Origin of the sequence: Actinoplanes sichuanensis, assembly GCF_033097365.1 — a bacterium.
GTDB lineage: Bacteria > Actinomycetota > Actinomycetes > Mycobacteriales > Micromonosporaceae > Actinoplanes > Actinoplanes sichuanensis.
On record NZ_AP028461.1, the window covers coordinates 9,791,045 to 9,815,395 of the forward strand.

Genomic DNA, 24,351 nt, shown 5'->3' on the forward strand with positions numbered 1-24,351 from the left:
GGCGCGGTTCCCCGTGCTGGGCCGCCCACCCGGTCCACATCACGGCTTGCGGGCGACTCCGGCCCAGTAGTAAGCGGCCTCCGGGTTGTCCACCGGCTCGTCCGGCCGCCATGTCGACACCGGGGAGACACCCGGGTCCAGCAGCTCCCAGTCGCCGAAGAACCGCTCGACCGCCTCACGCGTGCGGGCGACCAGGGTCATGCCGGCACCGGTGGCCGCGGCGACCGCCGCATTGACCTCGTCGGGATTGAAATCGGCGGTCGGGTGGGTGATCGCCAGGCAGCTGCCGGACGGTAGGGCGTCAGCCAGCTCCGCGACCTTCGACCACGGGTCGTCGGCGTCGGCGAGCAGCATCAGGATCGCGATCAGGGTCAACCCGACCGGCTGCTTCAGATCGAGGGTGTCGAGCAGCGCCGGGTCGGTGAGGATCGAGGCCGGCTTGCGGATGTCGGCGGCGATGTACTCACTGCGGCCCGACGGGTGGCTCAGCATCAGCGCCCGGGCGTGCACCAGCACGATCGGATCATTGTCCACATAGACCACCCGCGTCGACGGCTCGATGCTCTGCGCGACCTCATGCAGGTTGGGCCGGGTCGGGATGCCGGTGCCGATGTCCAGGAACTGGCGGATGCCCTCTTTGCGGACCAGGTCACGGGCCACCCGGTGGACGAACTTCCGATTCTCCTTGGCCATGTATCGCATACCGGGGATGGCCTGGATCATCGCCTCGCCGACAGCTCGGTCGACGGCGAAGTTGTCCTTGCCGCCCAGCCAGTAGTCATATATGCGGGCCGAGTGCGGAGCGTTGATGTTGACCCCGGGCGGGGCGACCTCGATAGGTGCGGAACTGCCCTCTGCCACGACCCGCCTCCTTGCAAGAGAACGCGGCGATACCTCGCGTCGACACGCCGCGTCACGACCCGACCAGCCTAGCCGCAACGATCGACCGACTTAACCCCCGGAATCCGGTTTTCAGGCGGCGGAGGCGAGGCCCCGAGAGGCGGCCGAGACGACGCGGTCACGTCCGGCGTGCTTGGCAGCGTACAGATGATCGTCCGCAGTGGACAGTAGGGCGGGCTGGGTCGGCACCGTGGCGTCGGCGCTGGTGGCGACTCCGATGCTGATGGTCACCGGCAGGCCCCGGGTGATCCCGTGCCAGTCGTGGTCGCGGACCGTACGGCGGATCGAGTCGAGCAGGGCGACGGCCCGGCCCGCCGTGGTGCCGGGCAGCACGATCAGGAACTCCTCACCACCCATCCGGGCGGCGAATCCACCCGGGCAGGCGGCGGCCACCCCGTCGGCGAGCAGACCAGCCACCCGGACCAGGACCTGGTCGCCGACGTTGTGCGAGAGCCGGTCGTTGATCTGCTTGAAGTGGTCGAGGTCGACGAGCGCGATGGTGAGTGCCGGGTCGGACTCGATCAGGACCGGTAGCTTCTCGTCGATGTGGCGGCGGTTGTGCAGGCCGGTCAGCGGGTCGCGGCGAGCCTGCTCACGGAAACGCTCCGCCTCCTGTCGGGCCTCGACCGTCTCGAACATCGCCTGCCTGGTCCGGGCCCGCGCCTCACGCTGGAGCGAATGCTGGTCCTGGTACGCCGAGAAGAACGTCTGATGCGCGGCGAAGGCGGCCTGGTAGTCACCGCGTGCCGCGAACAGCTCGGCCTGCTCCTGGTGCATGCGGACCAGGGACTCGCCGAGGTCACGCTCGATGCACTGCTGGTGCGCCTCGTCCAGGCTGGCCTGGGCCAGGTCGAACTTGCCGAGACCGCGCTGCGCCTGGGCCAGGGTCACCAGATACTGCGCCATGTCGTTGGCGTCGTCCCACTTGCCCTCGGCGTGCCGCTCCAGACAGAGCGCCAGGGTGCGCTCGGCCTCGGCATACCGGCCGTTGCCGATCTGGATCGAGCCGATCGTGTCGAGGTAGGCCGGCTCGAGTGTCATCTCCCACTCGTCGGCGAGCCGCAACAGGCGGTCTGCCACCTCCTCGGCGCGCTGCTGGTCGCCGGAGTCGTACTCCGCGTAGGCGTGGTTGTTGAGCAGGCACAGCAGGGCCGGGTGGCCGGCCGGCACGGCCAGCTCCTCGGCCTGCGCATATCGGATGCGAGCCGCGTCCATCGAGCCGGCCGCCCAGAAGGCGTCGGCGAGCTTGGTGCGGTGCCAGATGTGCATGTGCGTGGTGCAGTCTTCGTCGAGCAGCTCGACCGCGAGCAATGCCTGCTCCAGGCCCTGCTCGGCGTCACCGAGGTGCTGGTGGATGTAGGCCCAGAGCATGTGCATGCGAGCCATCAGGACGCGGGCGTCGTTGGCGACCGCCCACTCGTGGACCTGCCAGATCTGCTCGGTGGCCGCGCTGATGTCGCCGAGGCGCATCCGCATGTTGGCCTGGCAGAGTCGGGCTCGCGCGATCAGCAGGGGATCGCCGAGCCGGTGAGCCGCCTCTTCCAGACGGATGGCCCGCGCCAGCTCGGCGTGGGCATCCCAGGATCGTCTGTCCTCGATGTCGAGAAGGGCAGCCGAGAGCATGTCGGCGTCGATCGGGTACTCCATCAACCGCCTCCCTCCTCCGGCGCGTGCATTTCCTCAGCGAGGCCATCGGCGTACGAAAGCCGGGGTTGAGGGAAAACGCCGGGCTCCCCGAGGCTAGCTCTGCGTGAGGAGCTGACCCCAGGGAGTACGGAGTGATCTGCGACCTATTCAGAAGCGGAGGAGACGAGCGGCCGTTCGGGCGCCAGGTCGACGGTCGACCGCAGCTTCGTCGGCTTCATCGCCACCGCGGCGATCACACCGACCACGGCCACCGCGGCCGAGATCAGGAAGATGTGCCCGGTCGCGTCGCCGTAAGCGACCCGAACCACGTGCTGGATCGTCTCCGGCAGGCTGCTCAGGTTGAGGCTGCCACCCGCGCTCGACGCCGTGCCGGCCGGCACGCCCATCGCGGTCAGCTGCTCGGTCATCGAGTCGGCGACGTGCCGGGCGAGGACCGCGCCGAGCACCGAGACGCCGATCGTGCCGCCGAGCGACCGGAAGAAGGCGACCGTGGAGCTGGCCGCGCCGATGTCCTTGAGGGAGACGGTGTTCTGCACGGCGAGGACCAGGTTCTGCATCGACATGCCGACCCCGACGCCGACGACGGCCATCGCGGTACCGATGTACCAGAGCGGGGTGTCGTGGTCCAGGAACGAGAGCGCGGCGAACCCGGCGACCAGGGTGATCGTGCCGGCCACCACGTACGGCTTGATCCGTCCGCTCTTGGTGATCGCCCGCCCGGCGAGGGTCGAGGAGACCAGCACGCCGCCCATCATCGGGATCATCAGCAGACCGGCCTCGGTCGGGCTGTAGCCCCGGCCGATCTGGAAGTACTGCCCGAGGAAGACCGAGCCGCCGAACATCGCCATGCCGACCGCCAGGCTGCCGATGATCGCCAGCGTCGTGGTGCGCTCCCGGACGATGGGCAGCGGCACGACCGGCTCGGCGACCCGGGACTCGACCCAGACGGCGAGTGCGAGCAGCACCACGCCACCACCGACCATGGCCGCGGTCTGCCAGGAGAGCCAGGCGAACGAGTCGTCCACGAAGGACACCCAGACCAGGATGACGCTGACGCCCGCGGCGATCAGGGAGGCGCCCAGGTAGTCGATCTTCACGTTCTCCCGGCGGATGACCGGCAGGTGCAGCGTCTTCTGCAGGACGATCAGGGCGATCACGGCGAACGGCGCGCCGATGAAGAAGCACCAGCGCCAACCGAGTGCGTCGGTGTCGACGATCAGGCCGCCGAGCAGTGGGCCGCCGACCGTGGCCAGCGCCATCACGCCACCGAGGTAGCCGTTGTAGCGGCCGCGCTCGCGGGGCGGGATCATCGCGGCGATGGCGACCTGCACCAGCGCCTGCACACCACCCATGCCGAGGCCCTGGAAGGCGCGGGCGGCGATGAGCTGCTCGGTGTTCTGGGTGAAGCCGGCGATCAGCGAACCCAGGATGAAGATGACGATCGAGACCTGGACCAGGACCTTCTTGCTGTAGAGGTCGGCCAGTTTGCCCCAGATCGGGGTGGACGCGGTGGCGGTCAGCAGGGTCGCGGTGACCACCCAGGTGTACTGCGTCTGGGTGCCCTCGAGATCACCGATGATCTTCGGCAGGGCGGTGGAGACGATGGTGGAGCTGGCCATCGCCACGAAGAGCACGAGCAGAAGGCCGGACAGTGCCTCCATGATCTCGCGGTGGCTCATCGGGCCCTGCTGCTCCACCCGATCGACTTTGGTTGCGCTCATCGTGAGGCCTCCAGGATCAGGTCGTTGGCGAATCGGTTGAGTGACGTGGTGAGCGTGGTGATCTCCGCGGGCGTCCAGTCGTGCAGTGCCGCGGTGATCTGCTTCTCGTAGCGGCTGCGGACCTCGTCGAGGACCGTGTTGCCCCGGTCGGTGAGCCGCAGGGTGCTGGCTCGCCCGTCGGCCGGATCGGCGATGCGGATCACCAGGCCGTCGCGGACCAGGCCGGCGACCGCCCGGCTGACCGTCGACGGGTCGAGCGCGTGGTCGGCCGCCAGCTCTTTCAGATGGCAGTTGCCGGCCGGCTCGTGGCGGCGGATCGCGGCCAGCATCCCGAGCGGCGCGATCGTGGGCTCCTGCTGTTTGAGCAGCCGGACGGCCTTGAGGAGGTCATGGAAGGCATCCATCAGTCCGCGCTGTTCGTTCATGACCGCCTCCTCGTGATGCTTGCTGCATACAACTATCTTCCTAAACTTGCCTGGTGTGCAAGTTTGCTCATTGGGAACTGAATCACACGCCGGTACGCTCAGATCATGAGTGCGGCGACCGAGCAGGGCCTTCGCGAGCGCAAGAAGGAGGCCACCCGTCAGGCCCTCTACGAGGCGGCGTTGCGGCTGGCTCTGGAGCTGGGGCCGGACCGGATCACGGTGGACGCCATCGCCGACCGGGCCGGTGTCTCCCGGCGGACCTTCTCCAACTACTTCGCGAACAAGGAGGAGGCGCTCTTCCACGCCGACCGGCGTCGCATGCTGCTGCTCTCCGGCCTGGTTCAGGGCCGGCCGGCGGCCGAGTCGCCGTGGACCGCGCTGACCGCGGCCGCCGCCGAGTTCTACGCCGGGCTGGGCGACCTCGATCCGGAGTGGATCGCGCAGAGCCGCCTGGTGCGGCGGCATCCGTCGCTGGCCGCGGCGCAGGTGCAGACCTTCGCCGCGCTGGAGCGCGAGCTGAGCGACCAGGTCGCGGTCCGATTCAAAGATCAAGACCCATCGGGGGTACGGGCGAAGCTCGTCGCCGCGACCTTCCTGGCCGTGCTGCGGGTCTCGCTGAACGTCTGGCTGGAGCATCCGGCCGAGCGGAAGTTCTGGGAGGTGGCCCGCGAGGCACTGGAGATGGCGGGCCGGGGGTTCGCCGCCCAGACATGACGAAAGCGCGGCTCCGAGGTGGGGTTTCCCGGAGCCGCGCTGGTCTCGCCGAGGTGGATCAGCCCTTGAAGCCGGCCAGGATCCGGGTGAACTCGAAGGACGTCTGGCTCACGTTGGTGCACTGGAACAGGGCGCCGGAGCAGGCGTTCCTGTCACGGTGCGCCTCCCACAGCGAGACGAAGCCGATGTGCTTGGCGTTGGCGTGGGCGACCAGGTCACGGGCGTCGGCCTGGGTGAAGACGCCGTTGTCGTCGTTCACGCCGATCATCGGGGTGACGCCGACCATCCGGTACGCGGCCGCGTCGCTGTTGCCGTAGATCGACTTGATCTGCGCCTGGGTCGAGTCGACGGCCTGGATGGCGAGATCGCCGTAGTCCTGACCGGCCCGGCCGTAGTCCATCGCCATGATGTTGACCAGGTCGAGGTCGACTCCGGCGTTCTTGGCCGACCTCACCACGTTCAGGCCGTCCGCGGTCAGGCCCTCGGGCAGCACCGGCAGGGTCAATGAGATCTTCAGACCCGGGTTCGCCTTCTGCAGCGCGGCCAGGGCGGTCGAGCGGCGGGCCACCGAGGCCGGGTCGGCCACCGCGGCACCCTCGATGTCCAGGTCGATGTACTTCAACCGGTACGCGTCGACGACCGCCTGGTACTCGGCCTGCAGCGCGGACACGCTGGTGCACGCCTGGGCCGGCTCGACACCGGTGGCGCCGCCGAAGGACACCTTCACGTCGCCGCCGGCCGAGCGGATCGCCCCGATCTGGTCGGCGAACTGCTTCTGCCGCGGGTCGAACGCCGCGAACCAGCTGGCCTTGCAGCCCGCGCCGGTGACGAAGGCGAGGCTGAACGACTTCACGCCACCGCCGGCGGCCAGCGACGACAGGGTGGTCGCGCCGTTGGAGAGCAGACCCATGTCCACATAGGGCGCGACCAGCACGTCGCTGCCGGCCGGCGTGGTGGCCGTGGCGGTCGCGGTGGCGGTCGCCGTCTTCGTGGGGGTGGCCGTCGCGGTCTTCGTGGGGGTGGGCGTGGCGGTGGCGGTCTTCGTCGGGGTGGCGGTCGCGGTGGCCGGGGGCGGCGTGACCACGCCGCCCGAACAGGACGCCCCGTTGATCGTGCAGCTCGTCGGGTCGCCGCTGCCGGTCACGATGAACCCGAACGAGACGGTCGCCCCGGCCGGGATCGTGCCGTTCCAGTTCGCGTTACCGGCCGTCTTCGAGGTGCCCGAGTTCGTGATGACGGTGTCCCAGTAGCTGGTCACCTTGGCCGTCGACGGCAGGCCGAAGACCAGCTTCCAGCCCTCGACGGCGGTCCCGCCGCTGTTGCGGATCGTGTATCGGGCCTGGTAGCCGGTGCCCCAGTCGCTGTCCTTGGCGAACGACGCGGTGAGTGAGGCCGGGCCGGCGGGCGTGGTCGCGGCGAGCGCAGCGCCGATGCCGCCGCCGACGGCCAGCAGCGCGGCCGACGAGTAGATGGCGAACCGCAGACGACTGCGTTGCATGGGGGACTCCGATCGATCGAGGACGGAGTCGATTCTTCGACCGGATGGCTTAAGAGCGCTCCGGTCGTACCCTTAAGGATCTTTAAATCGGTTTGGCACCCAGGCCGCCGATCACCAGGTTGAGGGCGCGGCGCCAGGCCTGGGGGTCGGCCGAATGCTGAGCGACGCCGGCGTTGGCCATCATCAGCAGCGCGAAATCGCGGCCGGTGAAGTCGGCGCGCAACCGACCGGCCCGCTGGGCGCGGGTCAGTACGTCGACCGCCCGCTGGTAGGCGGCGGAGCGCAGGCCGGCCAGCCGTTCGTCGTCGTCGAAGGCCGAGGTGACCAGCAGCTCGGCCAGGCCACGATCGGTGGCCTGCAACTCACACACCCGGGTCAGGTAGCCGACGAAGGCGGCCCATGGGTCGGGATGGTCGAGCGCCTGCTCGGCGAGCTGGACCGCGGCGGTCATGTGGCTCGCGAAGACCTCCGCGATCAGATGCCGCCGGCTGGGAAAACGCCGGTAGAGGGTGGCGTTGCCGACCCCGGCGCGTCGGGCGATCTCGTCCAGCGAGGCATCGAGACCCTGCTCGGCGAAGACCTCCCGCGCCGCGGCGAGCAGGGCCGCGCGATTGCGCCGCGCGTCCGCGCGCAGCCGGGTGGCCATGCGCCACAGGATACGACGTTCCGCGGGAAAGGCAGAGATCCGATGTTACCGTCCGCATGATCAGCATGAATGGTGCAGGAGGTGCGGGAATGCCACAGATCGAGATAGAGGTGCCGGCCGCGGACGGTTCGGCCGAGGCGTATTTCGTCACGCCGGAGCGCTCCGGGCCACATCCGGCGGTACTGATCTTCATGGATGCCTTCGGACTCCGGCCGCGGCTCATGGAGATGGCGACCCGGATCGCCCGGGAGGGGTACGCCGTACTCGTACCGAACCTCTTCTACCGCGACGCCGGTGGTCAGCTGGTCACGTCGGAGGAGCTGACCGACCCGGAGAAGCGCGGAGCCGCCTTCGGCCGGCTGATGCCGATGATCAGAAACCTCACGCGCGAGCGGATCAGCGCGGACACCGCCGCCTACTTGAACTTCCTGGCCGGCCGTGACGAGGTGGCGGACGGGCCGGCGGGGATCGTCGGCTACTGCATGGGTGGCCGGAACGCGCTGGTCGCGGCATCGGAGCACCCGAATCGGTTCGCCGTGTTGGCGAGTTTCCACGCCGGCGGGGTGGTCACCGACGGCCCGGACAGCCCGCACCTGGGTGTGCCGAACCTGACCGCGGAGGTCTATTTCGGACACGCTGACAACGACGGATCGATGACCCAGGAGCAGATCAAGGCGCTGGAGATCACCCTCGCCGAGGCCGGAGTGGAGTACACCTCCGAGCTCTACGAGGGCGCTCCGCACGGGTTCACGATGAGCGACACGTCGAGTCACCACCCGGAGGCCGAGAAGCGGCACTGGGCGGTGCTGCTGCCGCTGCTGGGGCGCACCCTCAGCTGATGCAGAACTCGTTGCCCTCCGGATCGGCCATCGTGAACCACGCGTGCGGGCCCTGACTGGCCTCCCAGAGGAAGGTGGCGCCGCGCGCGACCAGCTTGTCGCGTTCGGCGTCCCGGTGGTCGGCGCCTACCCGGACGTCGACGTGCCAGCGGTTCTTGACGGTCTTGGCGGCTTCGTCGAATTGGAACAGGAGCCGCCGGCCGTTCTCCGGGTGCAGGATCGCCGCTCCGGTACGCCAGACCAGCTTCCCCCGGTGGTGGGTGGTCTCGTCGTCGGTGGCGTACCCCTTGGCGACCATGTCCTTGATGAACGCCTCGTCCTGGGGCTCCACGTTCCAACCGAGCGTCTCGGCCCACCAGTCGGCGAGGGTGTGCGGTTCGGTGCAGTCCACGGTGACCTGGAAGTCGTAAGCCATGGACCGCACGCTACCGACGAATCAGGACAGCATCCGGCCTAATTGGCGTAGAGCCCGGGGAAATACCTGTCGATCGCGGTCACGTCGTACACATGCCGGACCTCATTGATCTTGTCGTTCGCCACGCCGAGGAACTCGACCAGGCGGGCCGTGCCGAACGGCGCCGCCAGGTCGTAGATCAGTGCCGCACCGTCCACCGCGTCGGTCCGGGCCACCACGGTGACTCCGTCCGCGAACGCGGCGATCCGGTGCAGCACCTGGAGCAGCTCCTCCTCGTCCACCGGCGCGTCGAGGTTCCACTCGGCCTCGACGTCCGGGGCGAGCAGTTTGCGTGCCCCGGTCAGGTCGTCGCTGGTCCACGACCTGACCCAGAAGTCCACCACGTCCAAGTTTCTCAGCCGTTCAGCATGGTTTCGGCGCTCACGAAGGTGTAGCCGGCCTTGATGATGCCCGGTACGAGCTGCTTGAGGTAGTCGGTGCCGAGATACCCGTGGTAAAAGAGGCTCGCCACGCCGTCCCGGATCACCAGGTTGCGCTCGGCGCTGGCGACCAGGTCGGCCGGCAGCCGCGGCGGGTGCCCGTTGTAGGCGTCCGGCTCCACGTTGCCGATGTTCTCCGGCACCACGACCGAGCCGTACACGTCGCGGACCGTGTAGGGGAAGAACTGGCCGAACTGCCGGGGGTAGTCGTACTTGGCGCCGGTCAGCACACCCGGGAAGTAGAGGCCCCGGTCGTACCGCTTGCCGAACAGGGTGTTCGCCGCCTGGTAGTCGGCCGGGCTGGCCGCGTAGTGCGGGAACTCGAAGATCTTCGGGGTGCCGAGACCGGTGGCCGCGAAGACCGCACCGGACGCGACCATCCGCGCGGTGGCCCAGGCGACCGAGTCCTCCTTGACCGGGCCGTCGTAGATCACCCGGTCGTTGGCGTCGACGTGCGCCATGAAGAACTCGAAGTCGTTGGCGCTGACCCCGTCGTACGGGTTGGCCACCGAGCCGTACTGGTGGGTGTAGCCGTGCATCAGCAGCGTGCCACCCTTGGCCTGCATGTACTTCAGGGCGGCGACCACCAGCGGCTTCTTCGCCAGGGTGTAGTCCTCGGCCTTGCCGCCGTTCAGGGCGCCCTTCGGGTCCCGGTAACGCGGGTAGACGGCGACACTGAACGGCACCTTCTGCGACGACAGGTAGTCGGCGATCGCCTTCAGCTCGTCCGGGTCGGAGTCCGGGCCGATGTCCTCGATCCGGATCAGGGCCCGGTGCCGCTCCTTGGTGCTCGGCGCGAGGGCGTCGAACAGCAGGTCCGCGAAGATCAGGTACCGGTCGTCGTGGGTGACGTACGAGAACGGGATCTCACTGACGTAGGTCAGGTTGCCCGACCGCACCGCCCACGGCAGCGAGGAGCCGTCCGCACGCTTGGCCGCGGCCAGCGTGGTGACCTTCGCGGCGTCGGCCACCGACAGGTTCATCAGGCCCGACTTGTTGTCCGCGCCACGGGTCAGCGAGCGGCCCTTGTAGGACACCTCGGCCACGTCGGCGAAGTCGTAGAGACCACTGGTGAAACCGAACTTCGCGGCGAAACCGTCCAGTTTGGTCAGCTGCCAGATGTTGTCCCGGACCCAGATCACCGGCTTGGTGGTGGCGGCCACGTCGGTCAGGAACGCGGCCGGCAGCGGCTCGTCGTAGGTCGAGCCCAGGTAGATCAGCGCCGAGTGGTTCGCCAGGTCGCCGGCCTTGTAGCCGGTCACCGGAGCGGCCGTCCAGGAGCCGAAGTGCGAGCTCAGGTTCGCGACCTGGGTGGCGTAGACCTCGCCCAGCCAGCCGTAGTCGCCCGTGTTGTCGTACAACACCAGGGTCTTGGCCGTGCCCCCACCGGGAGCCGCCTTGCCGGTCTTGACCGACGAAGTGGTCGCGGTCGCGGTGGCGGCGTCCGCCTCCATGGTGCTGAAACCGACGGCGGCGACCGCGGCCGCGGCGGCACCGGCGGCGAGAACGTTGCGACGGGAAACGATGGCGTTACGCATCAGGCGACGGCTCCGGACGTGAGGGCGGACGGGGCGACGGGCATGGCGTCGGGGAAACTCGCGAGGCCGAGGAGGGCGGCGGTGGCCTGGGCGGTGCGCTGCGCGGCGAGCCCGTCGCCGTACGGGTTACCGCCGGCCGTCATCGAGTCGCGGCGGCTCCGGCTGTCCAGCAGCAGCGACGCCTCCGACACGATCAGTTCGGGGTCCGAGCCGACCAGTTTGGCGCAGCCCGCGTGCAGCGACTCGACCCGCTCGGTCACGTCCCGCAGCACCAGTGCCGGCACTCCGAACGACGGGGCCTCCTCCTGGATGCCGCCCGAGTCGGTGAGCACCAGGTAGGCCTCGGAGAGCAGCCGGGACAGGTCGGGGTAGGGCAGCGGGTCGGTGACCGTCACCCGCTCCACCCCGGCCAGGGCGGCGTCCACCTGCTCGCGGACCGCCGGGTTGGGGTGGCTCGGCAGGATCACGTCGATGTCGTCGTAGCGGGCGATCAGCTCCTTGACCGCGGACAGGATCCGGTCGAGCGGCTCGCCCCACGACTCGCGGCGGTGCGCGGTGACCAGGACTAGGCGGTTCGTGCTGTTCGCGCGGGCCGCGGCCACGGCGGCGTTCTCGAACGGCAGCTTGCGGCCGGCCACCGCCAGGGTCGCGTCGACCACCGTGTTGCCGGTGATCAGCACGTCGGTCACCGGGATCTTCTCGTCCAACAGGTTCATCGCGGCCAGCGGAGTCGGCGCCAGGTGCAGGGCGGCGACCTGGGCGACCAGCCGGCGGTTGCCCTCCTCCGGGAACGGTGACTCGAGGTCGCCGGAGCGCAGGCCGGCCTCCAGGTGGACGACCGGGATGCGCCGCCAGAACGCGGCGAGGGCACCGGCCAGGCTGGTCGTGGTGTCGCCCTGCACGATCACGGCGGCCGGGGTGCGTACCGACCAGAGCTCGTCCAGTTCGCGGATCATCGCGGTGAGCAGCTCGGCCTGGCTGCCGGTCTCCCGCTCGACCTGGAGGGTGATGTCCGGAGTCAGGTCGAACGCGGCGAGCGCCTGGGTGACCATCGTCGGGTGCTGACCGCTGGCCAGCAGGATCGGGGTGAGCAGGCCGGCTTCACGCATGGCCAGGGCGACGGGGGCGAGCTTGACGGCTTCCGGGCGGGTGCCGCCGACGAGGTGGACTTCACGAGACACGGGGGGAGCCTTTTCTCTCGTTTTGTTGAAGGGGGTGGGAGGGGTTGATCAGGCCGGGACAGCCAGGGGTTCTTCGACGAGGCGCTCGGTCTTGGCCCAGGCCTGGCGGCCGCTGGCCTGCCGACCCAGAGCGCGATACGTGGCGGCCAGACCGAGGACCAGGAAGGCGGGGTACGCGAGAGCGGCGGTCAGCATTCGGGGCATGCCTTCGTCGCCGTGCTTGCGCTTGTGCACCAGCGCCCAGAGGATGCCCGGGAAGGTGGTGACCCCGAGCCAGACACCCAGGCTCTCGGCCAACGCCGCCCAGGTCGGGATGAAGACGATCGGGTGTCCGACCAGCAGACCGCCCAGTCCGGCGATCCCGGTACCGATGAGCAGTACCGTGACGATCGCGTTGGCCCACGGCGAGAGCAGGTAGTGCAGCATCTCGGCCAGAGCGATCCGGGCCACCCGCGGCGACTCGAAGAGCCGGCCCAGGTAGCGGGCGCACTGCATGTTGCCCTGCGCCCAGCGGGTGCGCTGGCGGGTCAGCCGGCGCACGTCGACGACCGCCTGCTGGGTCACCGAGGCCCGCGAGGTGTAGCGGATTCCGACACCGTTCAGATGCATCCGCAGACCGAGCTCCAGATCCTCGACGAGGCAGCTGGACCAGGGGGCGGTGCCCAGCGTCTGGAGCGTGGAGAGCCGGCTGAACTGACCGTTGCCACCGAGGCCGACGGTGTCCAGAGCGTCGCGCATGTTCTGGCAGGCGTCGACGATCGCGCCGAACTCCAGGTCCTGCACGGCACCGAGGAGGCGGTTGCGGTTGCGGATGCGAACCTGCACCTGCGCCGCGCCGACCCGCTCGTCACGCATCAGCCGGGACACCTCGACCAGGATGTTCTCGCTGCCCTGGCCGTCGCCGTCGATGATGCCGACGACCACCTTCTCCGGGGCCATGCCGGCCTGGGCGGTGAGCATCGAGATGTGGCGGTACGCGGCGTTCAGCGCCTCTCCCTTGCCCTGCCGGGCCTCCGGCAGGTCGCGCCGCATGATGTGCAGCCGCGGGTGATCGATTCCGGCCAGCACCTCGGGGGTGCGGTCGTCCGAGCCGTCGTCGACGACCAGGACCCGGGACAGGGTTCCGGCCGGGCCGCGCAGGTTGAGGGCCGCGCCGACCGTGTTGGCGACGACGGCTTCCTCGTTCAGGGCCGGGACGATGATCCAGAAGTGCTCGGGACGGCCGTTGCCGCCGGCCAGCGAGCGATTGACGACCTTGGCACGGTGCGTGCCGTGGTAGCGGAGTGCGAACCAGACCAGGATCACCGTGGTGATCGGCCAGGCCAGCAGGACCGCGTAGCCGGCGACCGCGAACTGCCAGCTGTCCGACGCGGTCATCGGAACCTCCCCCGTAGTCGTTACCGTCCGTGCATTTGCCCTGGACGTAATAGGACATTAGGGAACTACCGAGCGTCACTCAAGGGCGTTCAGCGGAACGGAGGAGGAGACCGGCTAAAAGGGCGAACCCAGACATCTCAGACTGCGCTCAGCAGGCGAAACCGGGCGCGTTCAGCGCCATTTCCGGCAAATGGGTTCAGCTCCGGCCCGGAGTCGCGTGGGCACGGAGCGTGATATTTCGGGGCGTATCCAGATGGCTACTCTGCGTGAGTAGCGGGTTACTGTGGGCCGTCGAGCAGGGTCGGGTCGTTGCGCAGCATCGCCGCCAGGCGGCGAGCCGCCATCTCGGTCTCCTCCGGGCGCTCCACCTGCAGCGGGATCGGCTCCGGAAGCGGCTCCGGGAACCCCTGCTGTTGCTGTGGTTCGGCATGCTGCGCGGGGTACGCCTGCGCGTACGGATGCGGCTCGGTGTAACCCTGCTGCTGGTCGGCGTAGCCCGGCTGCTGTGCGGCCGCATACGGGTGCGGCGGAACCGGAGGTGGCGGAGTCGCCGCGAACGGGTGCGGCGTGATGTTGCCCTGATCGGCGTAACCGGCCTGCTCGTACCCGAAGGCCTGCTCATGCCGGTTGGTGACGAACGGCTGCTCGGCGGTCGTCGGCTCGGCATAGTCGAAATCGGTCGTCGGCCCGAACCGATCCTGATCGTCGCGACTCGCCCGTGGGGGTGCTGCCGAGGGTGGCTCCTCGACCGGCTCCTCGACGTCGATCTCGAAGTCGGCATGCCGGGGCCCGGCCTCGGTGGCGCGTGCCGTGACCGCGTTGTCGGCGGTCACCTGGACCACACCGTCGGCCATCGCGAAATGGAGCAAGACCGGATCACCGGCGCCCTCGACGCCGACCGTGACCGTCATCTGGGGGTTACGGGACACCACGCCCGCTATCGCCTCGACCAGCTCGGTCACCGCCGGCGGAGTGCCACCGCTCTCTCCGGCGGCCCGGCGCCTCAGCTCGTCCCGCCGGGCGAGCTTGTCGAGCGCGTCGTCCAGTCCGCCTCGCACGTCACCGTCCTCTTTCCTACGCGGTCGCCCGGTACCCCAACTGTGCCCCTCCGCGGGCCGGTTTGGGAACCGCTCTGTTCCGGGTTCCATGCGGAACCGTCACCGGGCGACCCGGACCACACCCTACGACTTCATCCGAATGGCCTTGTCGAGAGCCTGGTCCAGTACCACGAGCAGAGCGTCCCGCACGGAAGCACGGAAGCGCGCATCGAAGGATATGACCGGTACGTCTTCACGCACCGCGAGGGCCCACCGCACCTCCTCCACGCTGTAGCTCATCTGCCCGTTGAAGGTGTTGATGCCGACCACGAACGGCAGGCCGGCCCGCTCGAAGTAGTCGACCGCCGGGTAGCAGTCGTCTATTCGATTGGTGTCGACCACGACCAACGCGCCCAGAGCACCCTTGACCAGGTCGTCCCACATGAAGGCGAACCGCGTCTGGCCGGGCGTGCCGAAGATGTAGAGCTTCAGCGTCTGGTCGATGGTGAGGACACCGAAGTCCATCGCGACCGTCGTGCCGGTCTTCATCGTGGCCTGGCCGGGATTGTCGATACCGACCGACTCCGAGGTCATCTCGGCCTCGGTGGTGAGAGGCGAGATCTCGGAGATGGCGCCCACGGTGGTCGTCTTGCCCACCCCGAAGCCGCCGGCCACGATGATCTTGACCGGGACCGGCGCCTTCTTGGGCGCCGGGGCGCCGGGTATGCGCGCGGTACCGACGACGCGGTTAGCTGATGGATCGAAGTCCACGGATCACTCGCATGATGGTGTCGGGGTCGGGTGTGTCGTTCTCCAGCACATGGACGTCGAGCTGGCCGGTGGCGCGAAGGTCGCCGACCAGGATTCGGGTGACGCCGAGGTGCAGGCGAAGTCGTGCGGAGATCTCGGCTACCGAGATCGGGCTCTCTTCGCAGAGAGACACGATCGCCCTGGTTTCCGGAGAGAGCCGGGACGGTGGTGCACCGGGCACCAGCGTCACCTGAGTCTCCATACCGATGTCGGGGTCTCCTCCATCGGTCCGCCCGGACGTGATGACGAACGGGCGCAGCGTGTTGGTCGAAGACTCGACCGGCGGCTGCTCCCCGGTAGGGGTGTAACCACCGGTCGAGTGCTGAGGACCGGATTGCAGGAAGGGCCGGACTCCGGGCCGCGCCGGAGGTACCGGGTCGTCGGGGTCCGGGTAGGTCACTGCTGGACTGCGTTCTTCAGCTCAGCGATCAGGCGCGGGCTCAGAGCGCCACCGGCGCGGGTCGCGAAGAGCGTCATCTCGTACGCCAGCGTGCCCAGGTTCGCCGAACGGTCCGCGATGACACCCAGCACCGAACCGGCACTGATCGCGGTGACCAGCAGGTACCCGTCCGCCATGTCGATGATGACCCGGTTCAGCGCGCCGAGGCGGTACCAGCTGGCGGCACCACCGGCGAGGCTGGTCAGACCGGAGACCACGGCCGCGAGGCGCTCGGCGTTGGGCCGGTCCTTGATCGCCGACATGGCCATCAGCAGACCGTCCGAGGAGACGGCGATGGCTTCGATCACACCCGCGGTGCCGGAGGTGAACGAGTCAAGCAGCCAGTTGAAGGTTTTGGCTTCAGCGCTGAGCTGACTTTGCGCGGGGGAGTAAGGGGAAGTCATCGCGGTTGTCCCTCGTGTTGTGGCTGACTTTCATTCAGTGCGAGTGCGACTCCGTACTCGAACTGATCCATGAGAGCCCGGGCGGCTTCGGGGTCCAGCGTGGACGGTGCCGGCGGGGTGATCGGTTGATGCATCTCGTCGCGCGGGAGGGTTGCTCCCGGCACGCGACGGGTCAGCGGCGAACCACCGTTGGAGGACGGCGGCGCGGGCGGGGCGGGCGGTGCCGGAGGTGCCCACTGCGGAGTCTCCCACTGCTGCGGGGCGGGCGGAGGGGAGACCGGGGCCGGAGAGTCCCAGCTGGGAGCTGAGAAGTCCGGCATCGGGAGAGAGACGCTCGTGTCGTGGGCGCGGCTGACACCCGCCTCGAAGGCGTCGAACGCGGCCCGTGCGGCGAGCGCGTCGTCCTGCGTCTTCGGCGCGGCGAGCTGATGCGGTGCGTGCTCCTCCGGGAGCTGGCTGCCGGGAACCCGGCGGCGCAGCGGAGCACCCGTGCCGTTGCGCTGGGGCTCCGACGCGACCGGTGCCGGCGGTGCCACCGGGGCGGGCGGGACCACCGGGATCTCCGGGGCGGCCGGAGCCGGAACGTTCCAGCTCGGCTGCACGGCGACCTCGGCGCTCCAGCTGGGCTGGGCCGGGGGCAGCTCGGGCAGGGCGGCCGGAACCCGGCCGGCGACCGGAGTGCCCATGTCGTACGACTGGACCGGCTCCGGGTAGCTGCCGGCCGACGGGTACGCCGGCTCCTGGTACGCCGGACCCGGCGAGTACACCGGCTCGGCGTCGTAGACCGGCTGGCCCGCGTACGGGTCGGCCGGAGTGCTGCCGAGCGCCGGTGCGCCGGACCCGCCGAACGCGTTCCACGACGTGCCGGCCTCGACGACCTGGGTGGCCCGACTGAGCTTCGCCGGGTCGAACGGCTGCTGGCTGCCCGGCACCGACCGGACCGCCGAGCTGGCGATCGCGACCTCGGTGGTGTTGCCCCGGAGCGCACCGGAGTAGGCCGGTGCCGCCGGGTACTCGGCGGCCTGGATCTGCGGCGCCATCGGAGCGGACGGGAAGGCGGCGACCGGGGTCGTCGCCGGGTAGGCCGCCGGGGCCATCGGGGACAGGTTCTCCACCCGGCCGATCAGGTGTGACGGGCTCAGGTCGACCCAGGCGGTCAGACCGCCGTCCGGGGTGTCGGTGAGGGTCACCTCGATGCCGTGCCGGCGGGCGAGCCGGCCGACCACGAAGAGCCCCAGAACCTCGGTGGGCGCCAGGTCGAGGCGCTCACGACGGGTCAGTCGGGCATTTTCCTCGGCCAGACGCTCGGGGGCGAGGCCCAGGCCGTGGTCGATGATCGCGAGGCGGGCGCCGCCACGCAGCTCGTCGGCGCTGACCGTGACGTTGGTGTGCGGCGGGGAGAACGTGGTGGCGTTCTCCAGCAGCTCGGCCAGGAGCAGCGTCAGGTCGGCCAGGACGGCCGGGACCACGACGATGTCCTCCGGAATGTCCACCTCGACACGGGTGTAGTCCTCGATCTCACCGAGGGCGAGGCGGACGACGTCGGTCAGGCCCAGCGGCGCCATGTGCTCGTTCGCACCGGCGCCACCGGAGAGCACGACCAGCGCGGACGCGTTCCGGCGCAGACGGCTGGACATGTGGTCCAGACGGTAGAGCTCGCGCAGGCGGTCGCTGTCGGTCTCCTTGCGCTCCAGCGTGTCGATCAGCGACAGCTGGCGGCCGACCAGGTTCTGCGTACGACGGCCGACGTGGCCGAACATCTGGGCGACGTTACGACGGCCGAGGACCTGACGTTCCACCAGCCGGGCGGCGGTGGTCTGCACACGGTCGAAGGCTCGGGCCAGGTCACCGATCTCGTCCTGGGCCTCGACGTCGACCGGGTCCAGTCGGATCGGGCGTACCTGGGCCTCGGCCTCGTCGTCGGCCACGCGCTCGAGCTCGGACTCGGCGGCGCGGGCGATGCGGTCGGCCGAGACGGTGAGACGCCGCAGCGGTCGGGCGACCGCGCGGGCCATGAAGATCGACAGCGTGACCACCAGAACGAGCAGGAGGAACGCGCCGCCACCGATGAGCGCCGACTGCTGGATGGCGCTGTCTCGGTTCTCCGCCACGGTCAGGCCCACGTCCTGCGCCACGCGCTTCTCGACGAAGCTACCGAGGATGGTCACCGACTGGAGCGACGGGAACAGCAGCTGGATCTTCAGATCCTTCAGCGCCAGCGTCGGGTTGGTCTCCAACGCCTCGGTGAACTTCGGGCCCACGCGCGCGGTGAACGCCTGCTGGGTGCTCAGGTAGAGCTTGTACTGGGTGTCGGTGAAGTACACCTTCGACGACGTGATGATCGACTGGATCTGCGCGAAGGTCGAGGTGAACTGGCTCAGCAGCAGCGCCGCGTCCTGCGGGTTACGGCCGGAGACCACCGCCGAGGCCAGCCAGCACGACGCCTGGCTGATCAGGTCGTCGGAGCGCATGGCGCGGTCCAGGGCGTAGACCTGCTGGCCGACACCCGTCGACAGGTCGGCGCTGGTGGCCAGGCCCAGGCCCTCGATCAGCGGGTTGATCGCGCTGGTGAAGTCGGTGATGACGGTCGGCGGCTTGATCGACCGGTTCAGCACGTTCTGCCGGGTGCTGTTCAGCTTGGCGGCGCCGGCGATGGCCCGGCGCAGCGCGAGTGGAGCGTCCTCGTCCTCGGCGAGGTGTGCCACCGAGTCGGCGGCCTCCGCGCTCTGCACCACCAGCGCCGGGCGCTGGACCAGACCGAGCAGGTAGCCGACCGAGAGCAGCCGCTCCTCCTGCAGCTCGATCAGGGCCGCGCTGACCGCGGTGGCCCGGACGACGGTGTCCGACGTCTCCTGGGCGGTGGCGGCCGCGTCGATGCGCTCGTAGATGACCGGGATGGCCAGGCCGACGACGCCGAGCAGCGGCACCAGGATCAGCAGGGCGAGCTTGCCCAGGATGCGGAACTTTCCGAATAGCACGTTTAACGCTCCCAGGCCGGCGTGCCGCCGAAGCCGCCTCCGGCGAAGCCGGGCGGGTTGTCACCCTGGACCGAGACGTCACGGCCGCTCTGGGCCGCCTCACGGCCGGCCAGCACGGCGCGACCACGGTTCCAGAAGGCGGCGACCACGAGCAGGACGATCGAGGTGACGAGCATGGCCCAGGCCTCGGCGCGGCGGTAGTCGAGGTCGTCGGTGCGGTCGTCGAGCATCGTCGACATCTCCTTGAGCAGAACCGTGGCCAGCGCCTTGAGCGCGTTGGTCAGGGTGCTCTGCGCGGTCACCAGGATGGAGACGTCCGGGGTGTTGCCGAGGTTGGCGCCACGGTTGGCGGCCTCGACACCGCGACGGAACGCGTCCAGGTTGTTGACCGTGTTGCTGGCGAGCGTCGAGCTGTCGGTGTCCTCGGCGGCGGCCTGGAGGTGGTCGGTCAGCTCGGCGACGGCCTCCTCGACGGCCAGGATCTCGGCGCCGAACTGGACCGCGAGCGCCGCGCGCTGGTTGTTCTTGGCGGCGGCGAGCATGTTCGCCAGGTCGCCCATCCGGCTGACGTGGGTGACCGCCTCCGGCATGTCGACCGTGACGGTCTCCTGGAGGTACCAGATGTCGCTCTGCTGGTCCTGGTTGAGCTTCGAGTTCTCGCGGACCTCGTTGTAGAGCTCCAGGGCGAGGTCGCCGACCTCGACGTGCGCCTCGTAGACGTCCTCGGCGGTGCCGGCGACGCCGGGCAGGCGGCCGATCTTCTCCTTGAGGCCGGCCCAGCGGCTTGTGGTCTCCAGCTCGCCGCCGAGGTTCTCGTCGACGCCCTGCACGCGCGCGACGGCGGCGGTCAGCGAGGCGGGCTCCTGGGTGACACCCTGCAGTGCCGACGACTGCGACTCGGCGAGCGCGCTGATCAGCGGCGCCAGTTCGGCGAGGTACTCGACTCCCTTGAGCTTGAGAGCCGTGTCGTCCCGCTGAGTGGTGTTCTCGTTCAGGACGCGCAGAAACAGGACTGCGGTCGGCAGCACGACGAGGACCGTCAGCACCACCGCGAGGGCGGAGCGTAAACGGGATCGCCGGCTCTTCACCGAGACTGACATTGCTTTAGTCCTCCGCCATGCACACGCGATGGGCCAGTGGGGGGCTACGGACAGTAGCCATGCGGGCGCACCGATCCGGGTCAATCTATCCGAGAAATCCTCAGAAAACCCCTTTCCAAGGGTCAGAGTTCGCTCGGCTGATCGGGGGATACGCGGCACTCCCGGCTTCGCTGTACGAGCGGCCACGCTGCAAGTCCACGCGGTTTCCGGCAAAGCTGGGGGTGCCGCGGGAGATCGTATCCGTCGCCCCGGTGAGACGTGAATATGAGTTCTACTTCGGATTTGTTACGTCTCGGCGACTTTGCATTAACCGAACGTGCCTGCGCGATTGCTCTGCGGAATTTATATACGTTGAGTATCGATGTGAACACAAAAAGGCGGGCCTCTCCGACCGGTTTCGGTACGGAGAGACCCGTATGACTCAAATCCTGGCCAGTGCCTTACGAAGCGGGTCGAGACCGAGCGAGCCGAGGTTCAAGGCGTCGCGGTGGAAGGTCTTGAGGTCGAAATCACTTCCTTTGCGAGCCTTTGCCTCGTCGCGGGCCTGCAACCAGATGCGCTCACCCACCTTGTACGACGGCGCCTGCCCGGGCCACCCCAGGTACCGCTTCCACTCGAACCGGAGGACGTCCTCCTGCATCCGGCTGTGTGCCCGGAGGAACTCCCAGCCCAGCTCCGGTGTCCACCGCTCACCCGGGTGGAAACCGAACGGATTGTCACGAGGGATCTCCAGCTCCAGGTGCATGCCGATGTCGACGATCACCCGAGCCGCCCGCAGCGACTGGCCGTCGAGCATGCCCAGCCGGTCACCCGGATCACCCAGGTAGCCGAGCTCGTCCATCAGGCGCTCGGCGTACAACGCCCAGCCCTCGCCGTGCCCGGAGGACCAGCAGAGCAGTCGTTGCCAGCGGTTCAGCGTGTCGGCCCGGAGCAGGGTCTGGCTGATCTGGAGGTGATGGCCCGGCACACCCTCGTGGTAGACGGTGGTGACCTCGCGCCACGTGGAGAACAGCTGCTGCGACTCGGGCACCGCCCACCACATCCGGCCCGGCCGGGTGAAATCCTCGCTCGGCCCGGTGTAGTAGATGCTGCCGTCGCTGGTCGGGGTGAGGCAGCACTCCAGTTTCCGGGCCGGCGGCTCGATGTCGAAGTGCGTGCCGTTCAGCTCGGTGATCGCCCGGTCGGAGAGCTGCTGCATCCAGTCGCGGAACGCCTCCTTGCCGCTGATCGAGCGGGCCGGGTCGGCATCCAGCGCGGCCACCGCCTCGTCGACCGACGCGCCCGGCCCGACGATCTGCGCCGACACCGCCCGCATCTCCCGCTCCAGGCGGTCCAGCTCGGCGAAGCCCCAGAGGTACGTCTCCTGAAGGTCCACCTTGGCACCGAGGAAATACTGCGAGGCCAGGGTGTACCGGTCCAGACCGGCGGCCTCCTTCTCGCGCCCGAGCGGAGCGAGCTCGTCCCGTAGGAAGTCGCCGAACGCGGAGACCGCGGCGGTGGCCGCCGCGGCGCCGCTGCGCAACTCGGCGGCGAGGGCGCCGGAGGCCTTGAGCCGGCCGGCGAGCGAGTTGAAGAAGTCGTCGCGGGCCGGATCCGTCCACGCGTCGCACTGGTCGGCCACCGCGGCCAGCTGCTGACGTGCGCTGACCCGGCCATCCGCGGCACCCTCCAGCAGGGTCTGCCGATATTGCTCCAGCGCGCGGGGGAACGCCTTCAGCCGGGCGGTGACGTTGGCGACCGCCTCCTCACCCTCGGTCGGCATCACGTCGAGCACCATGCGCAGCTCGTGCAGTCCGCTGGTGATGACGCTGACGTCGGTGCTGACGTAGCCCGCGTCGTGCTGGGCCAGCTGAAGGCCGAGGCGCTCCATCATGGCGTCCTTGGCTACCTGCTCGGACTCGTGCTCCGGCTCGATCACGTCGAGATCGATGACGGTCCGCCGGATCAGCTCGGCCTGTGCCGCGAAGCCCTCCGGGGAGAGGTCGTCGGTCTTGTCTTCGTAGCCGGTTATGCCGGCCGAGGTGGCGCCCGTCGGATTCAGGGCGGCCCAATCGTCGACGTAGCGGTTCGCGAGTTCGTCAATTCGTCCCACGGTTGCCGACCCTACGGGACGTCACCCGTGTGACGCGGTCCACCGGGTGAGACGTTCGGCCGTCCAGGTGTTCACGATCCGGTCGGCCGGGACACCGCACAGCGCGGCCCGCTCACAGCCGAAATCGAGCCAGTCCAGCTGGCCGGGGGCGTGTGCGTCGGTGTCGACAGTGAACAGGCAGCCGGCCTCGCGGGCCACGGTGAGCATCCGCTTCGGTGGATCCAGTCGATCCGGCCGTGAGTTGATCTCGATGGCCTTGCCGTGCGCCAGAACCGCCGCGATCACCTTCGCCAGATCGAAGTCGCTCGGCGGCCTGGTCCGGGCCTTGTGGTGCGCGGCGTCGCCCTCGCCAGCCGCCGACACCTTGCGGCCGGTCATGTGCCCGAGCACGTCCAGGTGCGGGTTGGCGATCGCGGTGACCATCCGCCTGGTCATCCGGGCCGAGTCGTCGCGCAGCTTGCTGTGCACCGAGCCGACCACCAGGTCCAGCCGGGCCAGCAGCTCGTCCTCCTGATCCAGGCCACCGTCCTCGAGGATGTCCACCTCGATGCCGGTCAGGATGCGGAAGCCGTCGGGCAGCGCCGCGTTCAGCCGGTCCACGTGGTCGAGCTGCCTCCGCAACCGGTCGGCGGTCAGCCCGCGGGCCACGGTCAGCCGCGGCGAATGGTCGGTCAGCACGAAATATTCGTGCCCGAGGTCGGCCGCGGCCAGCGCCATCTCCTCGATCGGTGACCCGCCGTCGGACCAGTCGGAGTGCACGTGACAGTCGCCGCGCAGCGCGGCTCGGATCGCGGCCGCCTCGGCCGGCAGGTCGGCGCCCTCGGTCGCGGTGATCCGGCGCAGGTAGACCGGCTCCTCACCGGCCAGCGACTCGGTCACGCAGCGGGCCGTCACATCGCCGACGCCGGCCAGTTTCGCCAGGGTGCCGGCCTCGGCCCGGGCGAGCAGCTCGTCGGGTGGCGTCTTCGCGATCGTCGCGGCCGCCGACCGGAACGCACGCACCCGGTAGGTGGCCTCGTTGGCCCGCTCCAGCAGGAACGCGATGCGACGTAGGTCGGCGACCGGATCACGGGGCGAGGCCATACCGCCAGCCTAGGCGTCAGCGGCCGAAGGCGTACGCATCCTTGCGGGCCTCGACGAATCTCCGCGCCTCGTTGCCGTCCGCCGTGATGTAGCGCCACGGGTATCGGGTGACGTGGTTGCCGATCAGGTCGAAGACCCGCGCCGCCCAGCCGTACTCCCCGGCCATGAACAGCAGCATCGCGAGACCGTTGGCCCGCCCCGGCCAGCCGAAAGCCGGCCGGAACGCCGCGTTCAGCACCGAGTGCTGGGCCGCGACGACCAGGTCCCGGCGGGCCGCCGCGCTGCGGATGTGTGCCTCGTCCTCACCGGACGGCAGCCGCAGCCAGTACTCCAGGTGGGCGTCGACCATCAGGGTCGCCAGCAGCCCACCCGGGGTGGACCGGCCGAGGGCGTCGTGGGCGAAGGCGAACATCTCCGCGTGGCTGCCGGACCACTTCTCGCAGAGGAACTGAAGCCGCTGCCGGTGGGCGATCAAATGCTCCGGCGCGTGTTCGAGCACCGCGTCGAACCGGGCGGCCGCCTCGTCCCGCCCGACCTGGGAGCCGCGGGCCGACAGGGTCAGCCAGGTCCAGGCCGTGGTGTCGGTGGGATCCCGGTCGGTGACCTCCTTGAGGCACTTCTCGGCGAACGCGAGCCGCTCGAAGAACCCGGCGAACTGCTCGGCCGACGTGTCCTTCGCATACGCCCCACCACGGGCCTCCCACGCCCAGGCGACGGCGTGGCAGCCCTGGATCAGCAGCGGCAGCGTCGACCCGGGCTCGTCGGCCACCCATCGGCCGATCCAATCCTGCACCCCGGTCACGTCGCTCGCGAACTCCATCAGGTACGCGCGTCCGTCCGGATCGGGCAGTGACGCGAAGACACCCCGGACGGTCTCCCGGTCCTGGGCGTGCAGCGCGGTGATCAGTGCACGGGCCCGCGGGTCACCATGCGTGGGGTCGATGTCCGGCACCCGGGAGAACGGCCACATGTGTTGATCTTATTGGTCTTGCCCAGCGGATATCGAGATCGGTACCTTCCGACGGCCG

The 24,351-nt window shown here is 69.3% G+C and carries 22 protein-coding genes; 2 read left to right on the forward strand and 20 right to left on the reverse strand.

The features are described from left to right. Positions 1-39 precede the first annotated feature (39 nt). From Q0Z83_RS44970 to Q0Z83_RS44985, 4 genes are all read right to left on the reverse strand, one after another. Positions 40-861: an SAM-dependent methyltransferase gene (locus Q0Z83_RS44970; protein ID WP_317789646.1), complete on the reverse strand. Its 822-nt coding sequence runs from the start codon at positions 859-861 to the stop codon at positions 40-42. A 111-nt stretch (positions 862-972) separates the two neighbouring features. Next, positions 973-2,547 carry a GGDEF domain-containing protein gene (locus Q0Z83_RS44975; protein ID WP_317789648.1) on the reverse strand — a complete coding sequence of 525 codons (1,575 nt, stop codon included), beginning with the start codon at positions 2,545-2,547 and terminating at the stop codon, positions 973-975. A gap of 143 nt (positions 2,548-2,690) precedes the next feature. Further along, positions 2,691-4,268 carry an MDR family MFS transporter gene (locus tag Q0Z83_RS44980; RefSeq protein ID WP_317789649.1) on the reverse strand — a complete coding sequence of 526 codons (1,578 nt, stop codon included), beginning with the start codon at positions 4,266-4,268 and terminating at the stop codon, positions 2,691-2,693. Continuing rightward, positions 4,265-4,693 carry a MarR family winged helix-turn-helix transcriptional regulator gene (locus tag Q0Z83_RS44985; protein WP_317789650.1) on the reverse strand — a complete coding sequence of 143 codons (429 nt, stop codon included), beginning with the start codon at positions 4,691-4,693 and terminating at the stop codon, positions 4,265-4,267. Before Q0Z83_RS44985 ends, Q0Z83_RS44980 begins: the two co-directional genes overlap by 4 nt. Before the next feature lie 105 nt (positions 4,694-4,798). On the opposite strand from Q0Z83_RS44985, the gene Q0Z83_RS44990 reads away from it, so the two are divergent. Then, entirely contained in the window at positions 4,799-5,407 is a 609-nt protein-coding gene (locus Q0Z83_RS44990; RefSeq protein ID WP_317789652.1) for a TetR/AcrR family transcriptional regulator, read from the forward strand. 58 nt (positions 5,408-5,465) lie between these two features. Here the strand turns inward: Q0Z83_RS44990 and Q0Z83_RS44995 are convergent, their stop codons facing one another. Both Q0Z83_RS44995 and Q0Z83_RS45000 read right to left on the reverse strand, forming a co-directional pair. Then, positions 5,466-6,905 carry a cellulose binding domain-containing protein gene (locus Q0Z83_RS44995; RefSeq protein ID WP_317789653.1) on the reverse strand — a complete coding sequence of 480 codons (1,440 nt, stop codon included), beginning with the start codon at positions 6,903-6,905 and terminating at the stop codon, positions 5,466-5,468. Between the two features lie 82 nt (positions 6,906-6,987). Continuing rightward, positions 6,988-7,551 carry a TetR/AcrR family transcriptional regulator gene (locus Q0Z83_RS45000; protein ID WP_317789654.1) on the reverse strand — a complete coding sequence of 188 codons (564 nt, stop codon included), beginning with the start codon at positions 7,549-7,551 and terminating at the stop codon, positions 6,988-6,990. Positions 7,552-7,640: 89 nt separating this feature from the next. On the opposite strand from Q0Z83_RS45000, the gene Q0Z83_RS45005 reads away from it, so the two are divergent. Further along, positions 7,641-8,390, forward strand: a complete 750-nt coding sequence (locus tag Q0Z83_RS45005) for a dienelactone hydrolase family protein (protein WP_317789656.1) — start codon at positions 7,641-7,643, stop codon at positions 8,388-8,390. On the opposite strand, the gene Q0Z83_RS45010 is transcribed toward Q0Z83_RS45005, so the two are convergent. The 14 genes from Q0Z83_RS45010 to Q0Z83_RS45075 form a co-directional block, all read right to left on the reverse strand. Continuing rightward, positions 8,383-8,805: a VOC family protein gene (locus tag Q0Z83_RS45010; RefSeq protein WP_317789657.1), complete on the reverse strand. Its 423-nt coding sequence runs from the start codon at positions 8,803-8,805 to the stop codon at positions 8,383-8,385. The genes Q0Z83_RS45005 and Q0Z83_RS45010 overlap by 8 nt on opposite strands. 38 nt (positions 8,806-8,843) lie before the next feature. Continuing rightward, entirely contained in the window at positions 8,844-9,185 is a 342-nt protein-coding gene (locus tag Q0Z83_RS45015) for a hypothetical protein (RefSeq protein ID WP_317789658.1), read from the reverse strand. Positions 9,186-9,199: 14 nt separating this feature from the next. After that, positions 9,200-10,822: a polysaccharide deacetylase family protein gene (locus Q0Z83_RS45020; RefSeq protein WP_317789659.1), complete on the reverse strand. Its 1,623-nt coding sequence runs from the start codon at positions 10,820-10,822 to the stop codon at positions 9,200-9,202. Then, entirely contained in the window at positions 10,822-12,003 is a 1,182-nt protein-coding gene (gene wecB / locus Q0Z83_RS45025) for a non-hydrolyzing UDP-N-acetylglucosamine 2-epimerase (protein WP_317789660.1), read from the reverse strand. The genes Q0Z83_RS45020 and wecB overlap by 1 nt, the downstream gene beginning before the upstream one ends. 48 nt (positions 12,004-12,051) lie before the next feature. Further along, complete coding sequence (locus Q0Z83_RS45030; protein ID WP_317789662.1) at positions 12,052-13,380, reverse strand: glycosyltransferase family 2 protein; 1,329 nt, start codon at positions 13,378-13,380, stop codon at positions 12,052-12,054. A gap of 278 nt (positions 13,381-13,658) precedes the next feature. Next, positions 13,659-14,438: a hypothetical protein gene (locus Q0Z83_RS45035; protein WP_317789663.1), complete on the reverse strand. Its 780-nt coding sequence runs from the start codon at positions 14,436-14,438 to the stop codon at positions 13,659-13,661. 123 nt (positions 14,439-14,561) lie between these two features. After that, positions 14,562-15,188, reverse strand: coding sequence for a GTP-binding protein (locus Q0Z83_RS45040; RefSeq protein ID WP_093622394.1), 627 nt, complete (start codon positions 15,186-15,188; stop codon positions 14,562-14,564). Next, positions 15,166-15,627, reverse strand: coding sequence for a DUF742 domain-containing protein (locus tag Q0Z83_RS45045; protein ID WP_317789664.1), 462 nt, complete (start codon positions 15,625-15,627; stop codon positions 15,166-15,168). The genes Q0Z83_RS45040 and Q0Z83_RS45045 overlap by 23 nt, the downstream gene beginning before the upstream one ends. After that, on the reverse strand, positions 15,624-16,070 hold the full coding sequence (locus Q0Z83_RS45050) for a roadblock/LC7 domain-containing protein (RefSeq protein WP_093622396.1): 447 nt from the start codon (positions 16,068-16,070) through the stop codon (positions 15,624-15,626). Before Q0Z83_RS45050 ends, Q0Z83_RS45045 begins: the two co-directional genes overlap by 4 nt. Further along, positions 16,067-19,048, reverse strand: coding sequence for a sensor histidine kinase (locus Q0Z83_RS45055; RefSeq protein ID WP_317789665.1), 2,982 nt, complete (start codon positions 19,046-19,048; stop codon positions 16,067-16,069). The genes Q0Z83_RS45050 and Q0Z83_RS45055 overlap by 4 nt, the downstream gene beginning before the upstream one ends. Positions 19,049-19,050: 2 nt before the next feature. After that, on the reverse strand, positions 19,051-20,148 hold the full coding sequence (locus tag Q0Z83_RS45060; RefSeq protein ID WP_317789667.1) for a hypothetical protein: 1,098 nt from the start codon (positions 20,146-20,148) through the stop codon (positions 19,051-19,053). 421 nt (positions 20,149-20,569) lie between these two features. Further along, on the reverse strand, positions 20,570-22,240 hold the full coding sequence (locus tag Q0Z83_RS45065; protein ID WP_317789669.1) for a DUF885 domain-containing protein: 1,671 nt from the start codon (positions 22,238-22,240) through the stop codon (positions 20,570-20,572). A 21-nt stretch (positions 22,241-22,261) separates the two neighbouring features. Continuing rightward, positions 22,262-23,323, reverse strand: a complete 1,062-nt coding sequence (locus Q0Z83_RS45070; RefSeq protein WP_317789670.1) for a PHP domain-containing protein — start codon at positions 23,321-23,323, stop codon at positions 22,262-22,264. A 16-nt stretch (positions 23,324-23,339) separates the two neighbouring features. After that, positions 23,340-24,293, reverse strand: a complete 954-nt coding sequence (locus Q0Z83_RS45075) for a DUF4034 domain-containing protein (RefSeq protein ID WP_317789671.1) — start codon at positions 24,291-24,293, stop codon at positions 23,340-23,342. Between the last annotated feature and the right edge of the window lie 58 nt (positions 24,294-24,351).

Coding starts and splice junctions, on each gene's coding strand:
- Q0Z83_RS44975 (WP_317789648.1), bottom strand. CDS start 2,547: ATGGAGTACCCGATCGACGCCGACATGCTCTCGGCTGCCCTTCTCGAC.
- Q0Z83_RS44980 (WP_317789649.1), bottom strand. CDS start 4,268: ATGAGCGCAACCAAAGTCGATCGGGTGGAGCAGCAGGGCCCGATGAGC.
- Q0Z83_RS44985 (WP_317789650.1), bottom strand. CDS start 4,693: ATGAACGAACAGCGCGGACTGATGGATGCCTTCCATGACCTCCTCAAG.
- Q0Z83_RS44990 (WP_317789652.1), top strand. CDS start 4,799: ATGAGTGCGGCGACCGAGCAGGGCCTTCGCGAGCGCAAGAAGGAGGCC.
- Q0Z83_RS44995 (WP_317789653.1), bottom strand. CDS start 6,905: ATGCAACGCAGTCGTCTGCGGTTCGCCATCTACTCGTCGGCCGCGCTG.
- Q0Z83_RS45000 (WP_317789654.1), bottom strand. CDS start 7,551: ATGGCCACCCGGCTGCGCGCGGACGCGCGGCGCAATCGCGCGGCCCTG.
- Q0Z83_RS45005 (WP_317789656.1), top strand. CDS start 7,641: ATGCCACAGATCGAGATAGAGGTGCCGGCCGCGGACGGTTCGGCCGAG.
- Q0Z83_RS45010 (WP_317789657.1), bottom strand. CDS start 8,805: ATGGCTTACGACTTCCAGGTCACCGTGGACTGCACCGAACCGCACACC.
- Q0Z83_RS45020 (WP_317789659.1), bottom strand. CDS start 10,822: ATGCGTAACGCCATCGTTTCCCGTCGCAACGTTCTCGCCGCCGGTGCC.
- Q0Z83_RS45030 (WP_317789662.1), bottom strand. CDS start 13,380: ATGACCGCGTCGGACAGCTGGCAGTTCGCGGTCGCCGGCTACGCGGTC.
- Q0Z83_RS45050 (WP_093622396.1), bottom strand. CDS start 16,070: ATGACTTCCCCTTACTCCCCCGCGCAAAGTCAGCTCAGCGCTGAAGCC.
- Q0Z83_RS45060 (WP_317789667.1), bottom strand. CDS start 20,148: ATGTCAGTCTCGGTGAAGAGCCGGCGATCCCGTTTACGCTCCGCCCTC.
- Q0Z83_RS45070 (WP_317789670.1), bottom strand. CDS start 23,323: ATGGCCTCGCCCCGTGATCCGGTCGCCGACCTACGTCGCATCGCGTTC.
- Q0Z83_RS45075 (WP_317789671.1), bottom strand. CDS start 24,293: ATGTGGCCGTTCTCCCGGGTGCCGGACATCGACCCCACGCATGGTGAC.